This is a genomic window from Rugosimonospora acidiphila, from assembly GCF_039543385.1.
Taxonomy (GTDB): Bacteria; Actinomycetota; Actinomycetes; order Mycobacteriales; family Micromonosporaceae; genus Rugosimonospora; species Rugosimonospora acidiphila.
On record NZ_BAABJQ010000008.1, the window covers coordinates 110,907 to 128,175 of the forward strand.

Genomic DNA, 17,269 nt, shown 5'->3' on the forward strand with positions numbered 1-17,269 from the left:
GGGTATCGGCCGACCGGCGATGGCCGAGGGGCAGGTGCCCAGGTGTTCCTCGTTGGAGATTGGCGAAAGTCCAATCCGGACGAGTCTCGTCGTAGCGGCTGGATCAGTTGCGGTAGCGATCGGCTGGAACCGATCGAGACAGGTTCGGGATCATCGCCTGGCGGGCCGCGTCGAACGTGTTCCAGTCGCTGATATCCGGCAGGGACAGCAGGGTCATGGGCTCGCCCGCGTCCAGGCCCGCGAGAGCGGCGTCGACGGCATCGTCGGCGGACATGACCCACTCCTGCGGGAAGGCTGAGACCTCGATGCCGGAGCCGTCCCAGAACTCGGTGCGGACCGCGCCGGGGAAGACTGCCTGCACACGGATCGCGGTCTCGGCGAGTTCTTGCTGCAGCGCCTGGGTAAACGCCACAACGTAGCTCTTCGTTCCACTGTAGACGGCGCTTACCGGCAGTACGTTGAGAGCGAGCGCGGAGGACAGGTTGATGATCGTGCCGTTGCCCCGCTGGGTGAAGCCCGCGAGCACGGCGGTGGTCAGGCGGGTCAGTGCGGTCACGTTCAGCGTGATCAGGTCCTCCAGCTGGGAGGGGTCGGCCTGGGCGAGCGGGCCGAAGACGGTGCCACCGGCGTTGTTGACCAGCAGCGAGATCGATGCGTCGCCGCGTAGGCGCTCTTCCACCGTGGCGAGTTCGCCAGGGTCGCTGAGGTCGGCGGCGAGCACCTCGACGTTGCGCCCGGTGTTCTCGATGATCGCTGTTGCGACGGCGTCGAGGCGGCTCTTGTTGCGGGCGATCAGTAGTAGGTCGTAGCCGCGGCGGGCGAGCCGGTCGGCGTACACAGCACCCAGGCCGGTGGAGGCCCCGGTGATCACGGCGATGCCCTGCGGGTTCGGGTCAGACATGAAGGCGATTTCCTTAAGGATCAGAAGCGGTTGCCCGATGGGCACCGCATTGCTCGTTTAGATTATCTCCATCATCTAACTGGCGCAAGCGAGCTCCGGAAACGATCAATTGGGCACGTCGAGGTCAAAGCGCCCGCCGGATACTCCGGCGGGCGCTGCTGGGGCGGTTCGATTCAGCTTCCGGGACGAGCGGGCGCTTCGGGAGTCGCCGTCGTATCGGGCAGCGCCTCGTGGGCTGCGGCCAGAATGCGCTCCGACAGATCGGATCCGATCGTGGCACGAGCAAGCGTCAGTGCTCCAACCAGCATGGAGAGGGTGGCAAGATCTTCGCCGCCGTCCCTGGACAGCCACCGAGCGAACAGGCGGACGCCGTCGGCGTAGGCCTCGCGGGCGGAACCGTCGGTAGCCTCGTTCGCGATGTCCGCACTCAGACCAGTCGTGGGGCAGCCTTCGCCCAGATCGTCCCGATGCTCCGCTGACAGGTAGTAGTCGATCAGGTCGTCGCGGGCCGAGTCGTGGTCGCCAGGATGTCTCAAGTCGAACTCCGCCAGCGACGCGGCAAGATCGGCGAACGCCTGCACGGTGGCCTCCGTGAGCAGCGCCTCCTTGGAAGCGAACTGCCGATAGAAGCCGCCGTGCGTAAGGCCGATCTCGGCCATGAGATCCGCGACGCTGACCGCTTGGACGCCTCGCTCGCGGAACAGGCGTGCCGCTGCGGCAACGATCTGCTTGCGATTCTCCTGCGCCTGCGCCTGCGATACCCGTCCCACGATGCACCTCCTCTCATCAGTATAGATGAGGGATCACATCTATTGGCCGCCGGCTGAGCCTGCTCACCAGCCGCTATGTGGAGATGAAGGTCACGTCGTCGAGGTCGACCGCCTTGCCGGCCTTATCGACAAACGCCACGTCTAGCTGCCCTCCGGTGCTGCGGCTGCGGCGCTGCGCACTGGGGCCGGTGGTCGGCGGGCGGTGCTGATCGCCCCATTGCTGAAGCGCGCCGAGCACGATCCGGAGCTCCTCGCCTGCGGGCGTGAGGTGGTACTCATAGCGGACGCGGTGGCCCGGCTGCTGGTACGGGTGCTTGTCCATGATCCCCGCCTTGACCAGGGTGGCCAGGCGATCGCTGAGCAGGTCGGTGGAGATCTCTAGTGCGTCGCTGAACTCTCCGAATCGGGTGCTCCCCGACAGCGCTTCCCGAAGGATGAGGAACGTCCAGCGCTCACCGAGTACCTCCAGGCCCCGCTCGATCGAGCAGGCCGGGTACTGCGGATCAAGCTCCTCCTTCTTCATGCGCCCCAGCGTACACCTCGCTTGCTATTTCCAAGTCACCTGCTAACTTGGAACTTCCAAGTCAGGGTTCGCGCCGGCCCGAGCGTCGGCCACCCACGAATAATCGGAGATCCACATGCCCCAGATACATGTCCGCCAACACAGCCCCGCCTACTGGCGCGCGACCTTCGACAACGATCCGGTCAACCTGATGGATCCCGACACGATCTACGAACTCGATGCCCTCGTCTCACGCCTGGAGACCGACCCCGACGTGAAGGTCGTCGTGTTCGACAGCGCCAACCCCGACTACTTCATCGCCCACTGGGACATGGCCGCCGATCCGGAAACCGTCGTCGGCATGGCGACCGACAGCTCGACGCGGCGCGGCATGCACCCATACACCGACGTCTTCACCCGGATCAGCCGCCTACCCGTGGTCACCATCGCCTCCGTGCGCGGCCGCGTCCGGGGCGCAGGCAGCGAGTTCATTCTGGCCTGCGACATCCGTTTCGCCAGCCGCGAGCGCGCCGTGCTCGGACAGTTCGAAGTCGGGCTCGGCGTCGTACCCGGCGGTGGCACCACGGCCTGGCTGCCCCGCCTGATGGGCCGGGGCCGGGCGCTAGAGGTACTGCTCGGAGCCGACGACTTCCCCGGCGACCTCGCCGAGCGGTACGGGTATGTCAACCGCGCCCTACCCGACGCCGAGCTGGATGAGTTCGTCGACCGATTCGCCGACCGGATCGCCGGCTTCGAGAAGCAGGCGATCGTAGAGACGAAGGAGCTGGTCAACCGCGTCGACCTGCCGTCGGACGACGAGTTTGTCGCCGCGCTCAACGGCTACTTCGAGTCGTTCCCACGGCCCGGCGTCCGAGCTCGCGCGGCAGCGTTGTTCGCACTGGGTCTACAGCAGCCCGGCGATGGCGAACTCCGACTCGGTCAACACGTAGCGGCGTACGGCGAGAACGCCGGGGCGCGAGACTAACCACTCCCGCTGGTGAGCAGGGCCGCCGAGGTCGGTGGCCCTGCTCACTGTGCTGTCGATCTGCGCGACATTGACGAGCACGGCCGACACGGGCGACAGGCAATCCGACTGCGTCGTTGTCGACATCGCGGGCCCGCCAGAACCCACGTCCAACACGTCCTGACCGCCGCCGGGACCGACGTCATCCGCCTCAGCCAACAATCACCCGGCTAACGACCTCATCGAACCCGGGAAACGTCACGACCTCTATAAACACAAACATCACCAACGGCATCAGATGCCGTTCCGTCAGTTCATGTCCGTTCTAGGTTTGGCTCAGGGCTAGACGTCCTGCTGGCGCGGCCAGTTCACGAGCGCGAACCGCTTCGGCGGCACGGCGTCGGTCGACCTCGGCGGGCTCGGTGCTCTCCGGCACGTTGGTGACGAGCTTCACCGGGATCTCCTTCAGTTCGCCCGCGCCTGCGCCGGCACCTGTAGCAGGTCCAGACAATTACGCCACAGCGCCTCGAGTTGGGCCGGGTCGTTCAGCAGTTTCGCGAATAGCGCGCGCCCCTCCATCAGGGCGACGATGGAGCGCGCGGTGTCGCGCGTGTCGATCGAGGCGCCGGCCAGGCCGAGGTCTTTCGCCTCGACGACCACCCGCTCGATCAGGTCGATCTGGGCCGCGAAGATCTCCTGTAGGCGGTCGCGGATCTCCTCGGCTTGGTTACTGAGTTCCAGGGCGAGGTTGCCGAACAAGCAACCGACGACCAGGCCGGCCTTCTGCTGTGCGGTGCGCTGCACGTTCTCCGTCGCCTCGAACAGGTCTCGCAGGCGCCGCAACGGGTCGTGATCGCTGCTGAGCAGTTCCACCCACTGCTGTCGCTGGGCTGCCCAATGATCGTCGATGACGGTGAGCGCGAGAGCCTGCTTGGACTCGAAGAAGTAGTAGAAGCTGCCCTTCGGCACGCCGGCCGTCGAGCAGATCTCCGCCACGCCCAGCGCGGAATATCCCCGCTGTTCGATCAGCATCTTCGCCGCGTCGAGGATCTTGTTTTGCGCGTCACTCGTCCGTCCCATGGCTGTAAAAATACACGACCAGTCGTCTAGTGTCATAGTCGACCAGTCGTCTAGTGGTCGCCAACGTTCCAATCAACCACCGAAAGGTTCACTATGAGCGCCAATCAGGGACAAAAGGTCGTTGTCATCACCGGTGCGTCCCAGGGCATCGGCGCCGGCCTGGTCGACGCGTACCGCAAACTCGGCTACGGCGTCGCGGCCACCTCACGCACGATCAGCGCGTCCGGCGACCCGGACGTCGTCACCGTCCAGGGCGATGTCGCGGACGCCGAGACGGCAGACCGTGTGATCGCGGCGGCGCTGGACCGCTTCGGCCGCATCGACTCACTCGTGAACAACGCCGGCATCTTCATCGTCAAGTCGTTCACCGACTACACCGAGGAGGAATTCGCCCTACACCTCGGGGTCAACCTCGCCGGGTTCTTCCGGTTCACTCAACGGGTCCTGCCACACCTGCTCGCCAACGGCGGCGGCCACATCGTCAACATCACGGCGAGCGTCGTGGACCAGCCCAACTCCACCGTGCCGTGCGTGCTCGCGTCCTTGACCAAGGGCGGCCTCAATGCCGCCACGAAGTCCCTGGCCATCGAGTACGCGACCCGAGGCGTACGGGTGAACGCCGTCGCGCCAGGCGTCATCAAGACCCCGATGCACCCGGTCGAACTCCACGAAACGTTCGCCGGCCTGCAGCCGGTCGGTCGGATGGGCGAGACGAGCGACATCGTCGACGCCGTCGTCTACCTCGAGTCGGCCCCCTTCGTCACCGGAGAGATCCTGCACGTCGACGGCGGAACGAGCGCGGGCCACTGACCGGCAGGCGCTGGGGGTTGGCGCGTTTCTTACCCGCCAGCCCCCAGCGGCCGTTGCCAGGAACGAGCTCAGCCGTACTCCAGGAGATCTTGTGCTCTTCCCCCTGACCTCGCGGACGCGACCGCATGAACGAGGTGGTTCGCGCCGGGAGGCCGCGTGCGGGCGCGGGCGTGGACTGCCACGGCGCTCGACCGCCGCACGGCTACCAGCCGGACCGGGGCTCAGAATAGGTGCCGGCGTCGCATCGTCGGTGGCCGTCCGTCCGGGTCGCACAGGTAGCGGTACATCGGTGTGGCGAGAAGCCGCGGCGCCAGCCCCAGGTGTGGCAGTTGATAGGTGCGCAGCCGGCCAGGGGGGCGGGGCGCTGCGCTGGGCCGCTCGTGCCAGGCGTCCAATGCGGTGGCGCTGCGCCGGTAGGCGTCGAACATCGCATGCGGATCAACTAGGTCGCCGTCGCCGTCGCCGTCGCTGTCGCCGAGGTCGAGGTGTTCGCGGGCCAGGCGAAGTCGCAGTGCGCGCCCGAAGCTGGTGCCGCCGTCGGCGTCCAGCACGGCGCAGCTGAGTTCGGAGTCGTGCGTCCAGGAGCGCAGGTTGAGGTTGTCCGAGCCCACGCAGGTCCACGTGTCGTCGATGACGCACACCTTCGCGTGGACGTAGACCGGGCGCCCGGCGTGGTTCTCGATCCCGTAGACGGCGACCCGGTCCCCGCCCGCGTCGCGCAGCAGGCGTAGGGCCCGTGCCCGCCCGAGGCTCTCGGCTCGGGCGGTGCTGCCATCGGTGTCCGGGTGCAGCGGTATGACCGCGATCATCCGCAGCCGTGGGGATCTGCGCAGTGCCTCGGCGAAGATCTGGGCGACCTCGGCCGACCACAGGTACTGGTCTTCCAGATAGATCATCGACCGGGCCCGGCCGACCGCCTTGAGGTAGGCGCGGGCGATGCTGCGCTCCCCGGCACGCGCGAAGGGATAGCTCCAGTGCCGATACGGGTAGGTGCGTAGCACCTGCACCAGTTGGGTACCGTGCGCCCCGGGATCCTCGGCCTGCGCCGGCAACGGATCGGCACGCAGGTCGTCATGGTCCAGCCAACTGGTCGCCAGCCGCAGCGGGTTGTGTGACAGTGCGGACGGGTCGCCCCACCGCTCCCGGAAGGTGGCCTCGAGGTCGCCGACGGCGGGCCCCCGCACGGCGAGTTGGATGTCGTGCCATGGTGGCCGGTCGCCGTAGACGGGCGGCATCGGCTGATTCCGGGGGTCGCCGTGGTGTCGTTCGTCGTCGCGGCGGGAATGGCACAGATCGATGCCGCCGATGAACGCGACGTCGTTGTCGGGACGGCGGCGGTAGCGCACGACGACCATTTTCTGGTGGTGCGAACCGCCGGGGCGCACCCGCATGTCCAGCAGGCACTCCCCACCGGCGGCCTCGATCTCGGCGCCGAGGCGCCGGTTCTCCTCGCTGCTGAAGCGCAGCACGTCCAGGTGCGAGCGCCACACCAGGCCCTTCACGGTGACGCCCCGATCGGCGGCATGGCACAGCAGCGTCGATACCGCGGTACCGTCGTCGTCAACGGCCTCGTCCGGGTCTCCCCGCCAGTCGGTGAACAGCACCAGATCCCCGGCCCGGGTGGCGCGGACGGCCTTGCGCAGCGCGGCGAAGTAGGCCCGGCCATGAACCAACGGGGTGACCTCGTTGCCGCTGGTCCACGCGGCACCGTCGGCGTGGCGCCGATCGATGTCCGTGTCGGGATTGCCGCGCTCGTGGGCATGCAGCAGCCAGTCGCCCGGACGCGCGATCGGCCGGTTCGCGCGGTCCCCGTCCGCCGGCGCCAACACCGGGCTGCACTCGCCCGGATCGGGCCGCCGGGGCGTCGGCATCGCCGGAACCGGCCGGATGCCGGGCGGACCAGGCATCGCGATCGGCCGGATACCGGGCGAGTCCGACGGGTCGCGCTGATCGGGTGCTCGTGACGGGGTGGGCATATCGCTCCTCATTCCCCAGACGGTGGTCCGCCACACCGGCGGGCGTCGCTGACGGGTGTCTCGTACCGGGCCCCGGCGCTCGGGTTCATCCTCGCCACGACCGACCACCGGGGCTCGCGCGGACGAGCAATCGCCGCGCAGGGGTGCCGGACTCATCCGGCCGGACCGGACACGGCAGCGAGAGTAGGTGATTACGGTGGGGCCCCGGGGTAATGGACAGTGGAAGCTGTCCGACGGGTTCCATGGAGATGGTCACGAATATCTGGCCGATTTCTCAGGTAGTCGCGGGGCCTCCGCCGCCGTACGATAACCGGTAAAGCCTATCGAGAAAGTGGGAGTTGCGATGGGGCGCACGAACACGGTGGTCGTGGGCGGAGGCTGTACCGGCGTGCTCGCGGCGGTGCGGCTGCTGTGCCACGGTACCGGCGATGTGACGATGGTCGAACCGTCGCCCGCGTTGGGTTCCGGTGTCGCCTACGGGACTTGTGAGCCGATGCACCTGCTCAATTCGCCGGCCGACACGATGAGCGCGGACCCCGATGAACCCGGGCAGTTCGCGGCCTGGGCGGCCCGGCACGCCAACCTCACCGACCCCGCCGGGTTCGCCGCGCGGCGCGACTACGGCCGGTACCTCGCCGAGGCCCTGGACGCGGCCGCTGTGGACCATCCCGGACGGTTCACCCACGTCCGGGGTAGGGCCGGCGCGCTGCGGGCAGCGGATTCGCGGATACATGTCGTCGTGGACGGAGCGCGGGCGCTGCGCGCGCAACGAGTGATCCTTGCCATCGGGCACGCGTCCCCGCGGCATCCGCGCCCGCTGGGCGCCACCCTGACCCAGCACCCCGGTTACGTCGCCGATCCGTGGCGGCCCGGCGCTCTGGACGCCGTCCCACCCGACGCCCCGGTGTTGCTGGTCGGCACCGGCCTGACCGCGGTGGATGTGGCCATGTCGCTGGCCGCGCGCGGCCAGCGGGCACCGATCCACGCCGTGTCCCGACACGGACTGCTGCCGTTGGCTCACGGCATGCGGGCGCCGCAGAAGCTGCCCGCGCGCCTGCCGGCCACCGACCGACTGAGTGCGCTGCTGCGCCAATTACGAGCGGACGCGGCCGCCGCCGACGACTGGCGATCGGTCGTCGATGGACTGCGCCCGCACGCCGACGCTGTGTGGAACGGCCTGAGTCTCACCCAACGGCGCACCTTCCTGCGCCACCTGCACCGGTACTGGGAGATCCACCGGCACCGGATGGCCCCAACGGTCGGCATCGCGATCCGCGGCATGGTCCTGGACGGCGCCCTGCGCCCGCACGCGGCGCGCCTCGACACGGTGGCCGCCGACGGTGCCTGGCTGATCGCCACCGCCGCCTCCGGTGCCCACTGGCGGGTCGCGACGATCGTCAACTGCACCGGCCCGGCCAGCGCCATCCACAGCGCCCTGGGGCGCGACCTGCTGTCCGGCGGCCTGGCCAGGATGGACCCGCTCGGGCTCGGCTTCGACGTGGACGTCGACGGTCGTCTCGTCTCCGAGCAGGGCCAGGCGCACCACCAGATCCTCGTGGCCGGGCCACCTCGTCGCGGCCAGTGGTGGGAGACCACCGCGGTACCGGAGATCCGGACGCAGGTACAGAAGCTGAGCCTGCTCGACATGGCCCGTGCCACGACCGGGAGCGGCGCGCGCACCGCCGAACACGCCGCCCGATTCGCCGCGTGATGCCCGGTAGCGGAATGGCCACACCGCCGGGCATCACGCCCAGTCACGACTGCCTGGGCTGCCCCGCGGCACCGCTTGACCGCAGGTAGCGCCGCAGCGCCTGGCTGGCCTCATGGACGTGATGGCGGATGTGCCGTTCGGCCGTGTCCGGGTCTCCGTCGTCGATGGCATTCAGGATCGCCACGTGCTCCTCGATGGCGACCGGCAGCCGGCCGGGTGCCTGGGCGGAGAACCGGTTGCCCAGCCGGACCTGCGCGATGAGGTTCTCGGCGATGGGGATCACCCGCCGGCTGCCGGAGCCCTGCCAGATGAGTCGGTGGAACATGAGGTCCAGGTCGCCGTAGGAGTACAGGTTGTTCGCCTTGATGGCCTTGCGCTGGCGGACCAGCAGGCGGCGCAGTTGGGTGGCGATCTGCGCGTGGTTGGTCGCCCCGGCGGCCCGGCGCGCGGCGAGCGCGTCGATGGCCTCGCGCAACTCGTACAGTTCCAGCAGATCCTCGGTGCTCACCTCGGGCACGAAGTAGCCGCGGTGCGGGACGGAGATGAGGAAGCCCTCGCGTTCGAGGGCGGCGAGGGCTTCCTTGACGGGGGTGGGGCTGAGCCCGAGCTGTTCGGTCAGCGGCCGCACGGTGACGCGGGAGCCGGGTGCGAGGGAGCCGTTGAGGACCGCGGCCCGCAGGTTGTCGTAGGCAGCGCTCAGCAGCGTGCGGCGCTGGACGGTCATGGTGGCGGATCCGCCTTTCTGTGCGGCGAGGCGTCGGCACGAGGTCTGTTTTTGTCTGGGCGCGGCGGTCAGCGTGGCCGCCGCGCGTCAGCGGAGCCCGCGCTCGAACCGGCGGGACAGCAGGGTCAGCGGAAGGCACACGATGAAGAACACGAGGAGTACCGCGGTCGGGATCGGTACGGCGTGGCCGCCGCCGGCCAGGGTGAGCCGTTCGATGATTCCCCACCTCGGTCGAGTGGATGCCCGCCTGCACGCAGTAGAACGGTTTGCCCTCGGTGGCCAGCTTCGTGGCCTCGTCATCCGACAGCCCGCGCGGGTCGGCGAGCTTGGCGTTGATGGCGACAAACTCGTCGAGGTTGGCCAGGTTCTTCGGCGAGCCGATGGTCAGCAGGACGTATGGGTGGCCCATAGTGGTCTTGCCGCCGGGGTCGGGATGGACCCCTTCGGTGGTGCGGAGGGCTGCCTGTGATCCTGCTGGGCCGGGGCTACCGGGGGCGCCGCCGCGGCGGCGCCCGGGTGGGCCACCGTGGTCGCGGCCGCCGCGGCACCGGCCGCCGCGGTGGTGCGAAGCAGGGTTCGACGGGACAGGCCTGATCTGTCGCTGTTGGTCATCTGCCGACATCGCCTTTCACGGTCCGGCCGTGCCGGAGCGTCGTCTGTCGCGGAGTTGGGCGGGCCACCTCCGCTGCCCTGCGGGTGTCGTTGAACGCCGCACGTGGCGCAGCGCCGCGCCACATGCGGTCGTCGCGGTGCCTGGGTGCCGCGCGCTGCCGTCGAGGGACCGCGTGCTGTGCGAGCGCCCCGACCCCTGGCCCTGAAGACGTTGTGTGTCAGGTAATCTGCCAGCCGACTCCGCTCGAAGGCAACGCTTGGGCTCTGGATTTAATGTTAAAAATTTGTTGCCGTAACACAGGACCCGGAGCGCGCGGCCCGATATCCGACTGAATCAGTGGGATCCCGGGTAGAATTCTCCCTTGAAGTCGTGGCGGTGAAGTGGACCGTCAAGCCGAGCGATACTGGGGGCGCCGGCCGTTGGGAGATGATCGCCGATGCCCAATACCGCGTTGTCGGAACCGATGGCCGCTCTTTTGGCGGAGATCGCGCCGGTCGTGCATGGGGCACCAGACGGTGCACGTGCCGCCGGTGACGTCCGTGTCGTCCTGGAACGTTGGCTCGGGATCGACGAGTTGCTGACCCCCGCGCAACTGGAGCCCGACCCTCACCGGTATCGGCAACATCTGATACACGTCGATCGGGACGGTGCCTTCGGGGTCGTCGCGCTGGTGTGGCTGCCCGGGCAGCGTACGCCGATACACGACCACGTCTGCTGGTGCGTGGTGGGCGTTCACCGCGGGGCTGAGCGGGAGGTCTGCTATCGCGTCCGCCACCATCGCGGGATGTCGTTTCTCGAACCGACCACGGATCGCGTCAACCCGCGGGGAACGACCAGCGTCGCGCTCCCTCCCGCGGACATCCACCAGGTGGCCAACAACGGCGACGGGCTGGTGGCGTCCGTGCATGTCTACGGTGCGGATATCGGCACTCTGGGGACGAGTATCCGTCGCACGTACAAACTGCCGGTCCGCCGAATGTCTCGGTGACCGTGGCGCCGCGGACGCGACGTGTTGTGGTGGATGGACGCGTCCGGTGTGTGGGACCAGCGGCACGCCGATATCGACGACCTCATCCGAGCCGGCGTCTGCCCTCCCGCAACTCGTCGGGACTCCCCGAGCGCAGGACGCTCAATCTCAACACCCTCGCCGGGCCGGGCGTCGAGTTGGTGGGCCGCTGGGCGGCGGTACGCGACGGTACGCGACGGCGAGGCGCTGTTCTCCGGCGGCCTGCGCAACGTCTTCTCGCTCGCGGACCTCAGGATGAATCGCCTGCTCGCCACGTTCGACGAGTGGGCCCGGAGGCACGGCCGCGGCGCTGAGGTCGACCCGCCGGAGCGCTTCGAAGCCACCAGCCTTCCCGCGTCGCCGCGGCTGCGGCTCGACCTGGCCGGTGGCGAGATCCAGGCGCGCCGTTTCCGCACGAGCTACCGCAGGTAGGAGAGCTCCGGGAAGCGCAATCGGTACGCATCGAGCAGGCGCTTCGCCACGGCCACCGAATCCACGAGCGGATGCGTGGCCAGCGCGCGCAGTGCCGAGGATCGTGAGCCGCCTTCCGCCGCCTCGAGGACGGCGCGCTCACTCGCCTTGACCGAGCAGACCAGACCGATCGCGTGTTCCGGGGGCGACCCGACGGGCTCGGGATGCGCGCCCCGCGCGTCGACCGTGCAGGGGATCTCGACGACGGCGTCGTCATCCAGGATGTCGAGCGTGCCATGGTTGCGCACGTTGAGGATGAGCGTGGCCGGCTCGTCGTGGGCGATCGCCCGCATGAGCGCGAGCGCCACGTCTTCGTACCCGCCCGGGCCCGCGTCGTCGCGCTCGGCCGGCTGCCTCAGGCCCGCGGTCGCACGGTTCTCTGCCATGTAGGTGCTGTCACGCTCGGCCCGGATCGTGTCCCAGGTGGACAGCGGTTCGGCGGTGGTGCCCAGCAGGTTGTAGCAACCCCGTTGCTGGGCGAGCAGGAATTCGCCGCGGGTCTGCGGGGCGTCGCGCGCGGCGGCGACCAACTCCCGATTGCCGTAGTAGTAGTGCAGGTACTCGTTGGGCACCGCGCCGAGCGCGCGTAACCATTCCGCGCCGAACAGTCTGCCTTCCTCGAAGGAGTCCAGCGCGGCGTCGTCGGCAAGCAGCGTGGGCAGCAGATCCTCGCCGTCGACATGCACCGCTCGCAACCAGCCCAGATGGTTCAGGCCCGCGTAGTCCAGCCGCACCCGCTGTGGGTCCGCCTTCAGAGCCGCGACGACACGGCGGCCGAGCCCCGCGGGGGTGTCGCAGATGCCGATGACCCGGTCACCCAGGTGGCGCGACATCGCCTCGGTGACGAGGCCGGCCGGGTTGGTGAAGTTGATGACCCACGCGTCCGGCGCGGATCTGGCGATTTTCTGGGCGATGGCGGTGGCGACGGGGACGGTGCGCAGCCCGTACGAGATCCCACCGGCACCGACGGTCTCCTGACCGAGCACGCCCGCGGCCATGGCGACCCGTTCGTCGATGACGCGGCCCTCCAGACCGTGAACCCGGACGGCGACGAAGACGAAATCGGCACCGGACACGGCCTCGGTCAGATCGGTCGTCGTGCTGATCCGCGGCGCGTCGGGCACGCCATGGGCCTGCGCCGCGAGGACCCGGCCGATCGCGGACAGCCGTGCCGCGTCCACGTCGTGCAGCGTGACGTCGGTGATCCGGCTCTGGCCGTGGTCGGCCAGCAGCGTTCGGTAGATCAGCGGTACCCGGAACCCTCCGCCGCCGAGGATCGTCAACCGCATCCGATCATTCCTTCATCGAGGTCATCGCCGAGCTTCCGCCGGTACTCGACTGGGACAGTCATCAGGCCGCGTCCGGCAGTCGCACGATCGTGGCCGGCGCCCGCCGCGGCCTGCTGCGTTCCTCCGGCGGGATCACGTCGTCGAGGAACCCGTACCGGGCGGCCAGCGCGACCTCGGTCGACTCGTTGTGGTGGCGCACCGCCCGCGACCGGGTCGCCAGCCACCAGTCGGTGATGTCGCCCCAGCCTGGCGCCGACAGTGATCCGCCGAAGTGTTGGACCGACAATGCCGAGACCAGGGTGGCGAAGGCGAGGCGCTGGCGCAGTGGCAGGTCCCACAGGGTGCCGGCGATGAAGCCGGCGGTGAACACGTCGCCGGCGCCGGTGGGATCCAGCGCCTCGACGGGGATGGCTGGCACGCTGACCTCGGTTCCGGTCTCCGAGTCGATGGCCAGCGCACCGTCGGACCCGCACGTCACGACGGCCACCGGTACCCGCCCGGCCAGCCGGTGCAGTGCCTCGCGTGGCGTACCGGTGCGGGTGTAGTGCATCGCCTCGGCCGCGTTGGGCAGGAACGCGTAGCAGTCGTCGAGTAGGTCCAGCGCGGCGGTCGACCACACCGCGCTGTCGTCCCAGCCCACGTCGGCGAAGACAAGCGTGCCCGCCTGCCGGGCGTGGTGCACCCATGGGGCGCGATCGGTGGTGAGGCTGACGGAGGCGGCGCGCGCTGCCGGTAGTCCCCCGACGAGGCCGTTGGCGTTCGCGGGTACCGGATGACCGTGAGTGATCATGCAACGGTCCCGGCCGTACGCGAGGGAGACCGTCACCGGCGAGTGCCAGTTGTCGAACCGGCGCGACGGTGACAGGTCCAGGCCCTCCTGGTCGCTGAGGATCTGCCAGCAGAAGTCTCCATAGGCGTCGGAGCTGAACGCCGTGCTCAGGCCCGTGCGGACGCCGAGCCGGCCCGCCGCTACGGCGAGGTTGGCGATCCCACCCGGGCACGAGCCCATTCCGGGGGCCCATGCCTCGGTACCCGGGGATGGCAGTTCGCTCAGCCCGGTGAAGATGATGTCGAGGAAGACGGGACCCGAAACGAAGAGGTCCAGTTGCTCATCGCTGTCCTGCACGCCCTTCACGATATGTCAGCTAAGACTATCGGTGAAGTAGGAGTTCCCGGTTTTCCCGGTGCCTAACGCGGCCTCTGGAGCACGCGCTGATTCGTTGGCGGACAGCACCGGCGAGGTCACTTGGCGGGCGCCCAGAGCGCGTCCGCGAGCGCGGATGCGTGGTCGGCCGCCCACTGCGCGGCGAGCCGTTTCGGATCGGTGAGCGCCGGCTCGAGCACCGCCAGTGCCGGCGCCGGTACCGTCGCGCCCAACTCGGCCAGCAACGCCTCCAGGGCGGCCACGACGGCTTGCCGGTGCGGTTCCGCGGCGGCGATCGCGACCGGTACGGCGACGACGCCGGCCAACTCCCGGTGTGCGTACTGGTCCAGAAAGACCTTCAGCAGGCCGGTGTATGTCCCCTTGTAGGTGGGGGTCGCGACGACGAGCAGCCGGGCCTGCCTGACCAGGGCGTGTGGGTCGTCAACGGAGGCGGATGGTTGGGCCGGCCCGGGGCCGAACGAGACGGCCGAGATCTCGGCCAGCTCAAGCACCCGGACGCCGTCCAGCGTGGGTCCGGCCGCCGCGGCCACGGCCGTCACGGCGGTGGCGGCGGCCGCTTCGGCCAGGATCCGGGTCCGCGACCCGGGGCGTGGGTTGCCGATCAGTGCGACGACATCCGACATGCGAGCTCCTTGAGGTGCATCAGGTCAGTGGACTGTGCGGAAGCCGGCTCCGATGGGCCATGACGGTCCCGGCCGGCCGGGCTACGCGGCACACCGGACGTCCGCCGGTTCGAGTCGCCGGAACTGGCTGGCGTGGAAGATCAGCGGGACGACGTCCGGATCGGCTTGCAGGTCGTGGACGCGGAGCAGGACGATGTCGTGGTCGCCGGCCGTCACGTGCCGGTCGATGCCGCAGGTCAGCCACGCGCTGGCGCCGTCGAGCAGGACGGCTCCGTCGGTGGTGGCGTGCCAGGGCAGCGCGGCGAACCGGTCGCCGGGGGCGCTGAGCTGCCGGCACGCGCGTTCCTGCTGGGCGGCGAGCACGCTGACGCCCAGCCGGGCGGCCTGGCGCAGCAGCGGCCAGGTGGTGGAGGTGTGCGCCACGCAGATGGACACGATCGGTGGGGCCAGGGACACGGCGGTGAACGAGCTGGCGGCCAGGCCGACCGGCGTATCCCCGACGAGGGCGGCCACCGCGGTGACGCCGGTCGGAAACGCGCCGAAGACCCGCCGGAGCTCGGTTGCCTGCGGAGCGCGGGTATTCACCGAATCGCCTCACTTCTCGAGTTGGCAGGGCGCCGGCACGCATCCCGCGTCCGGCCGGCGGGGGCCGGGCGCGGGATGCGGCGGCGTGATCAGCCGGCGACCGCCAGCGGCGTGGGACTCGACGACGCCGTGGCGCTGACGGGAGGGCGGGTGTAGCCGGCGGGTCGCAGCGGCCCAGGATCGTCGTGTGTGACCGGCAGCAGCGGCATCACCTGCTCGCCGAACCGGTACGTCTCCTCCAGCAGAGGGTTGCCCGAGACGATGAACGAGTCGATACCCAGGGCGTGGTACTCGCGGATCCGCGCGGCGACCGATTCCGGGCTGCCGACCAGGGCGATGCCGGGACCCCCGCGGATCAGGCCGAAGCCGGACCACACGTTCGGGTACACCTCGAGTTCCTGGGCGAACCGCGGCTTGACCCCGTTGTGGAAGGCCAGTTGGCGTGCCTGCCCGACGGACTCCTGCTTGGTCGAGGTGGCCTGGGTGCGGGCGATGACGCTGTCGTCGGTGTGGTCGAGCATGTCCTGCGCGGCCGCCCAGGCCTGCTCGTCGGTGTCACGGACGATCAGGTTGAGCCTGATCCCGAAGCGGATCGACCGGCCGTGCGCGGCGGCGCGGGCCCGCACGTCGGCGATCAGCTCGGCGGTCTCGGCGGGAGGCTCGCCCCAGGTGAGGTAATTGTCGATGTGTTTGGCCGCGACGTCCCGCGCGATCGGTGAGGCGCCGCCGAACCACAGTGGCGGGTACGGCTGCTGGAGGGACAGGAACGCGGCCTCGGCGCCCCGGATTGTGAGGTGCTTGCCGTCGAAGTCGACCCGTTCGCCGCGCATGATCGCCCGATACACGGTCAGGAACTCGTCGGTGTGTTCGTAGCGCTCCTCGTGCTTGAGGTGCACGCCGGCGGCCTCCAGCCCGGTGTGCCCGCTGACGATGTTGAGGATGAGTCGCCCGCCGGAGTTCTGGTCCAGTGTGGTCGCGAGCTTCGCCAGCGACGTCGGTGTGTACACCGAGGGGTGTACGGCGATCAGGAATTTCAGCCGCTCGGTGGTCGGCACCAGCGAGGCCGCGGTGATCCACGGGTCCATTCCGCTGGTGGGCTGGGTGGCCAGCAGCGTTCCGTAGAAGCCGTTCACGTCGATCGACTTCGCCCAGGCCTGGACGTACCTGAAGTCGACCTTGCGCTTCCATTTCGCGTCCCAGGGGTAGCGGCCGTCGTTGGCGACCAGGTACCAGAGGATCTCCAGGCGCCGCTCGGGCAGGGGCGGCAGGGCGTGGGGCTCGGTCATCGTTGTGCTCCGTTGCTCGCGTTCGGTGGTATCTCGTCAGACGATCGGCTTCGAGCCGCCCAGCGAGGCCGCGTAGATTTCCAGGGTGGCCGCCTCTTCGATGGTGGCGACCAGCTGCGCGGTGTTCAGGGGGCTGTCGTAGAAGGCGAGCAGTCCGTGGTTGGCCAGCAGCACGGCCCGGGTGTTCGGGTGCTCGCGCAGCAGCGCGGCGATCGACGCGCCGAGGTCACCGTTGTTGCGCTTGCGGTACGGCGCGCACGGGATCTCCTGCGGCTGGCCGCGGTTGAGCAGCGGCTCGTAGTTGACCGGGATGGGCCGGTGTGCCACGGCGAACGCGGTGGTGTGGGTCGAGTGGGTGTGGATGACCGCGTTGACCTCGGGGCGCGCGTACGCCAGCGTGTGCATCTGGATCACCTTCCGTACCCCGGGCCCGAGCTTCCCGGCGACCAGGTCGCCGGCCAGGGTGACCACGCCGAAGCTCTGTTCGGAAATGTCGGCGGGCAGCCCCTTCGCGCTGATGAGCACGTGCCCGGGGGAGTCGGGCAGCCGGACGCTGGCGTTGGCCGACGACGGGTTCTGCAGGGCGCCGCGCCGGTGCAGCAGGCGTACCGCCTCGATCAGCTCGGTGCGCACGGCCGCGTCGCGTTCGCCGAGCGTGACCTCGCCCGCGTCCAGCCAGCCGTCCTCCTGGACCGGCCGGGTCAGTGTCGATGTCATGGCCTCTCCTTTGTTCTCGTGGTCGTGCCGCGCAGTCACGGGTGCCGGGGTGTGGCGGCCGCCGGCGACTGCCGTT

General features: G+C 69.4%; 19 protein-coding genes. 6 read left to right on the forward strand and 13 right to left on the reverse strand.

Annotation, left to right across the window (positions count from 1 at the left end):
- Positions 1-103 precede the first annotated feature (103 nt).
- From ABEA87_RS16095 to ABEA87_RS16105, 3 genes are all read right to left on the reverse strand, one after another.
- The gene (locus tag ABEA87_RS16095; RefSeq protein WP_345630362.1) at positions 104-946 is read right to left on the reverse strand and encodes an SDR family NAD(P)-dependent oxidoreductase; all 843 of its coding nucleotides are present in this window, start codon (positions 944-946) and stop codon (positions 104-106) included.
- 128 nt (positions 947-1,074) lie between these two features.
- Positions 1,075-1,671 (reverse strand): TetR family transcriptional regulator, encoded by a 597-nt coding sequence (locus tag ABEA87_RS16100; protein WP_345630364.1) that lies wholly within the window; start codon positions 1,669-1,671, stop codon positions 1,075-1,077.
- 73 nt (positions 1,672-1,744) lie between these two features.
- Positions 1,745-2,194, reverse strand: a complete 450-nt coding sequence (locus ABEA87_RS16105) for a winged helix-turn-helix transcriptional regulator (RefSeq protein ID WP_345630365.1) — start codon at positions 2,192-2,194, stop codon at positions 1,745-1,747.
- 115 nt (positions 2,195-2,309) lie between these two features.
- Here ABEA87_RS16105 and ABEA87_RS16110 point away from each other — a divergent pair, with 115 nt between their 5' ends.
- Positions 2,310-3,158 (forward strand): enoyl-CoA hydratase/isomerase family protein, encoded by an 849-nt coding sequence (locus ABEA87_RS16110; RefSeq protein ID WP_345630366.1) that lies wholly within the window; start codon positions 2,310-2,312, stop codon positions 3,156-3,158.
- A 304-nt stretch (positions 3,159-3,462) separates the two neighbouring features.
- On the opposite strand, the gene ABEA87_RS16115 is transcribed toward ABEA87_RS16110, so the two are convergent.
- On the reverse strand, positions 3,463-3,591 hold the full coding sequence (locus ABEA87_RS16115; RefSeq protein WP_345630367.1) for a hypothetical protein: 129 nt from the start codon (positions 3,589-3,591) through the stop codon (positions 3,463-3,465).
- 11 nt (positions 3,592-3,602) lie between these two features.
- Positions 3,603-4,253, reverse strand: a complete 651-nt coding sequence (locus ABEA87_RS16120; RefSeq protein WP_345630368.1) for a TetR/AcrR family transcriptional regulator — start codon at positions 4,251-4,253, stop codon at positions 3,603-3,605.
- Positions 4,254-4,310: 57 nt separating this feature from the next.
- Between ABEA87_RS16120 and ABEA87_RS16125 the strand changes: the two genes are divergently transcribed.
- Positions 4,311-5,027 carry an SDR family NAD(P)-dependent oxidoreductase gene (locus ABEA87_RS16125; RefSeq protein WP_345630369.1) on the forward strand — a complete coding sequence of 239 codons (717 nt, stop codon included), beginning with the start codon at positions 4,311-4,313 and terminating at the stop codon, positions 5,025-5,027.
- Between the two features lie 221 nt (positions 5,028-5,248).
- Here ABEA87_RS16125 and ABEA87_RS16130 read toward each other — a convergent pair whose 3' ends face one another.
- A complete protein-coding gene (locus tag ABEA87_RS16130) occupies positions 5,249-7,003 on the reverse strand; it encodes a phospholipase D-like domain-containing protein (protein WP_345630370.1) in 1,755 nt (584 codons plus the stop codon).
- 343 nt (positions 7,004-7,346) lie between these two features.
- On the opposite strand from ABEA87_RS16130, the gene ABEA87_RS16135 reads away from it, so the two are divergent.
- On the forward strand, positions 7,347-8,714 hold the full coding sequence (locus ABEA87_RS16135) for an FAD/NAD(P)-binding protein (protein WP_345630371.1): 1,368 nt from the start codon (positions 7,347-7,349) through the stop codon (positions 8,712-8,714).
- A 43-nt stretch (positions 8,715-8,757) separates the two neighbouring features.
- On the opposite strand, the gene ABEA87_RS16140 is transcribed toward ABEA87_RS16135, so the two are convergent.
- The gene (locus ABEA87_RS16140) at positions 8,758-9,438 is read right to left on the reverse strand and encodes a GntR family transcriptional regulator (protein WP_345630372.1); all 681 of its coding nucleotides are present in this window, start codon (positions 9,436-9,438) and stop codon (positions 8,758-8,760) included.
- Between the two features lie 214 nt (positions 9,439-9,652).
- Between ABEA87_RS16140 and ABEA87_RS16145 the strand changes: the two genes are divergently transcribed.
- The 3 genes from ABEA87_RS16145 to ABEA87_RS16155 all read left to right on the forward strand — a co-directional run bounded on the left by ABEA87_RS16145 (position 9,653) and on the right by ABEA87_RS16155 (position 11,489).
- Positions 9,653-9,907: a hypothetical protein gene (locus ABEA87_RS16145; RefSeq protein WP_345630374.1), complete on the forward strand. Its 255-nt coding sequence runs from the start codon at positions 9,653-9,655 to the stop codon at positions 9,905-9,907.
- A gap of 580 nt (positions 9,908-10,487) precedes the next feature.
- Complete coding sequence (locus ABEA87_RS16150; protein ID WP_345630375.1) at positions 10,488-11,039, forward strand: cysteine dioxygenase family protein; 552 nt, start codon at positions 10,488-10,490, stop codon at positions 11,037-11,039.
- Between the two features lie 33 nt (positions 11,040-11,072).
- Positions 11,073-11,489 (forward strand): hypothetical protein, encoded by a 417-nt coding sequence (locus tag ABEA87_RS16155; RefSeq protein WP_345630376.1) that lies wholly within the window; start codon positions 11,073-11,075, stop codon positions 11,487-11,489.
- Here ABEA87_RS16155 and ABEA87_RS16160 read toward each other — a convergent pair.
- From ABEA87_RS16160 to ABEA87_RS16185, 6 genes are all read right to left on the reverse strand, one after another.
- Complete coding sequence (locus ABEA87_RS16160; RefSeq protein WP_345630378.1) at positions 11,477-12,817, reverse strand: 6-phospho-beta-glucosidase; 1,341 nt, start codon at positions 12,815-12,817, stop codon at positions 11,477-11,479. The two genes, ABEA87_RS16155 and ABEA87_RS16160, sit on opposite strands and share 13 nt — an antisense overlap.
- A 61-nt stretch (positions 12,818-12,878) precedes the next feature.
- A complete protein-coding gene (locus tag ABEA87_RS16165) occupies positions 12,879-13,943 on the reverse strand; it encodes a carbohydrate kinase family protein (RefSeq protein ID WP_345630380.1) in 1,065 nt (354 codons plus the stop codon).
- A gap of 116 nt (positions 13,944-14,059) precedes the next feature.
- On the reverse strand, positions 14,060-14,605 hold the full coding sequence (locus tag ABEA87_RS16170) for an NAD(P)H-dependent oxidoreductase (RefSeq protein WP_345630381.1): 546 nt from the start codon (positions 14,603-14,605) through the stop codon (positions 14,060-14,062).
- Between the two features lie 81 nt (positions 14,606-14,686).
- Positions 14,687-15,190 (reverse strand): flavin reductase family protein, encoded by a 504-nt coding sequence (locus ABEA87_RS16175; protein ID WP_345630382.1) that lies wholly within the window; start codon positions 15,188-15,190, stop codon positions 14,687-14,689.
- A gap of 89 nt (positions 15,191-15,279) precedes the next feature.
- Positions 15,280-16,476, reverse strand: a complete 1,197-nt coding sequence (locus ABEA87_RS16180; protein ID WP_345630384.1) for an LLM class flavin-dependent oxidoreductase — start codon at positions 16,474-16,476, stop codon at positions 15,280-15,282.
- A gap of 36 nt (positions 16,477-16,512) precedes the next feature.
- Positions 16,513-17,193, reverse strand: a complete 681-nt coding sequence (locus ABEA87_RS16185; RefSeq protein WP_345630386.1) for a class II aldolase/adducin family protein — start codon at positions 17,191-17,193, stop codon at positions 16,513-16,515.
- Between the last annotated feature and the right edge of the window lie 76 nt (positions 17,194-17,269).

What these genes read in the sequence shown, in the direction of transcription:
- ABEA87_RS16105 (WP_345630365.1), bottom strand. Translation starts at nt 2,194, where the DNA reads ATGAAGAAGGAGGAGCTTGATCCGCAGTACCCGGCCTGCTCGATCGAG.
- ABEA87_RS16110 (WP_345630366.1), top strand. Translation starts at nt 2,310, where the DNA reads ATGCCCCAGATACATGTCCGCCAACACAGCCCCGCCTACTGGCGCGCG.
- ABEA87_RS16120 (WP_345630368.1), bottom strand. Translation starts at nt 4,253, where the DNA reads ATGACACTAGACGACTGGTCGTGTATTTTTACAGCCATGGGACGGACG.
- ABEA87_RS16125 (WP_345630369.1), top strand. Translation starts at nt 4,311, where the DNA reads ATGAGCGCCAATCAGGGACAAAAGGTCGTTGTCATCACCGGTGCGTCC.
- ABEA87_RS16130 (WP_345630370.1), bottom strand. Translation starts at nt 7,003, where the DNA reads ATGCCCACCCCGTCACGAGCACCCGATCAGCGCGACCCGTCGGACTCG.
- ABEA87_RS16135 (WP_345630371.1), top strand. Translation starts at nt 7,347, where the DNA reads ATGGGGCGCACGAACACGGTGGTCGTGGGCGGAGGCTGTACCGGCGTG.
- ABEA87_RS16140 (WP_345630372.1), bottom strand. Translation starts at nt 9,438, where the DNA reads ATGACCGTCCAGCGCCGCACGCTGCTGAGCGCTGCCTACGACAACCTG.
- ABEA87_RS16145 (WP_345630374.1), top strand. Translation starts at nt 9,653, where the DNA reads ATGATTCCCCACCTCGGTCGAGTGGATGCCCGCCTGCACGCAGTAGAA.
- ABEA87_RS16150 (WP_345630375.1), top strand. Translation starts at nt 10,488, where the DNA reads ATGCCCAATACCGCGTTGTCGGAACCGATGGCCGCTCTTTTGGCGGAG.
- ABEA87_RS16155 (WP_345630376.1), top strand. Translation starts at nt 11,073, where the DNA reads ATGGACGCGTCCGGTGTGTGGGACCAGCGGCACGCCGATATCGACGAC.
- ABEA87_RS16160 (WP_345630378.1), bottom strand. Translation starts at nt 12,817, where the DNA reads ATGCGGTTGACGATCCTCGGCGGCGGAGGGTTCCGGGTACCGCTGATC.
- ABEA87_RS16170 (WP_345630381.1), bottom strand. Translation starts at nt 14,605, where the DNA reads ATGTCGGATGTCGTCGCACTGATCGGCAACCCACGCCCCGGGTCGCGG.
- ABEA87_RS16180 (WP_345630384.1), bottom strand. Translation starts at nt 16,476, where the DNA reads ATGACCGAGCCCCACGCCCTGCCGCCCCTGCCCGAGCGGCGCCTGGAG.
- ABEA87_RS16185 (WP_345630386.1), bottom strand. Translation starts at nt 17,193, where the DNA reads ATGACATCGACACTGACCCGGCCGGTCCAGGAGGACGGCTGGCTGGAC.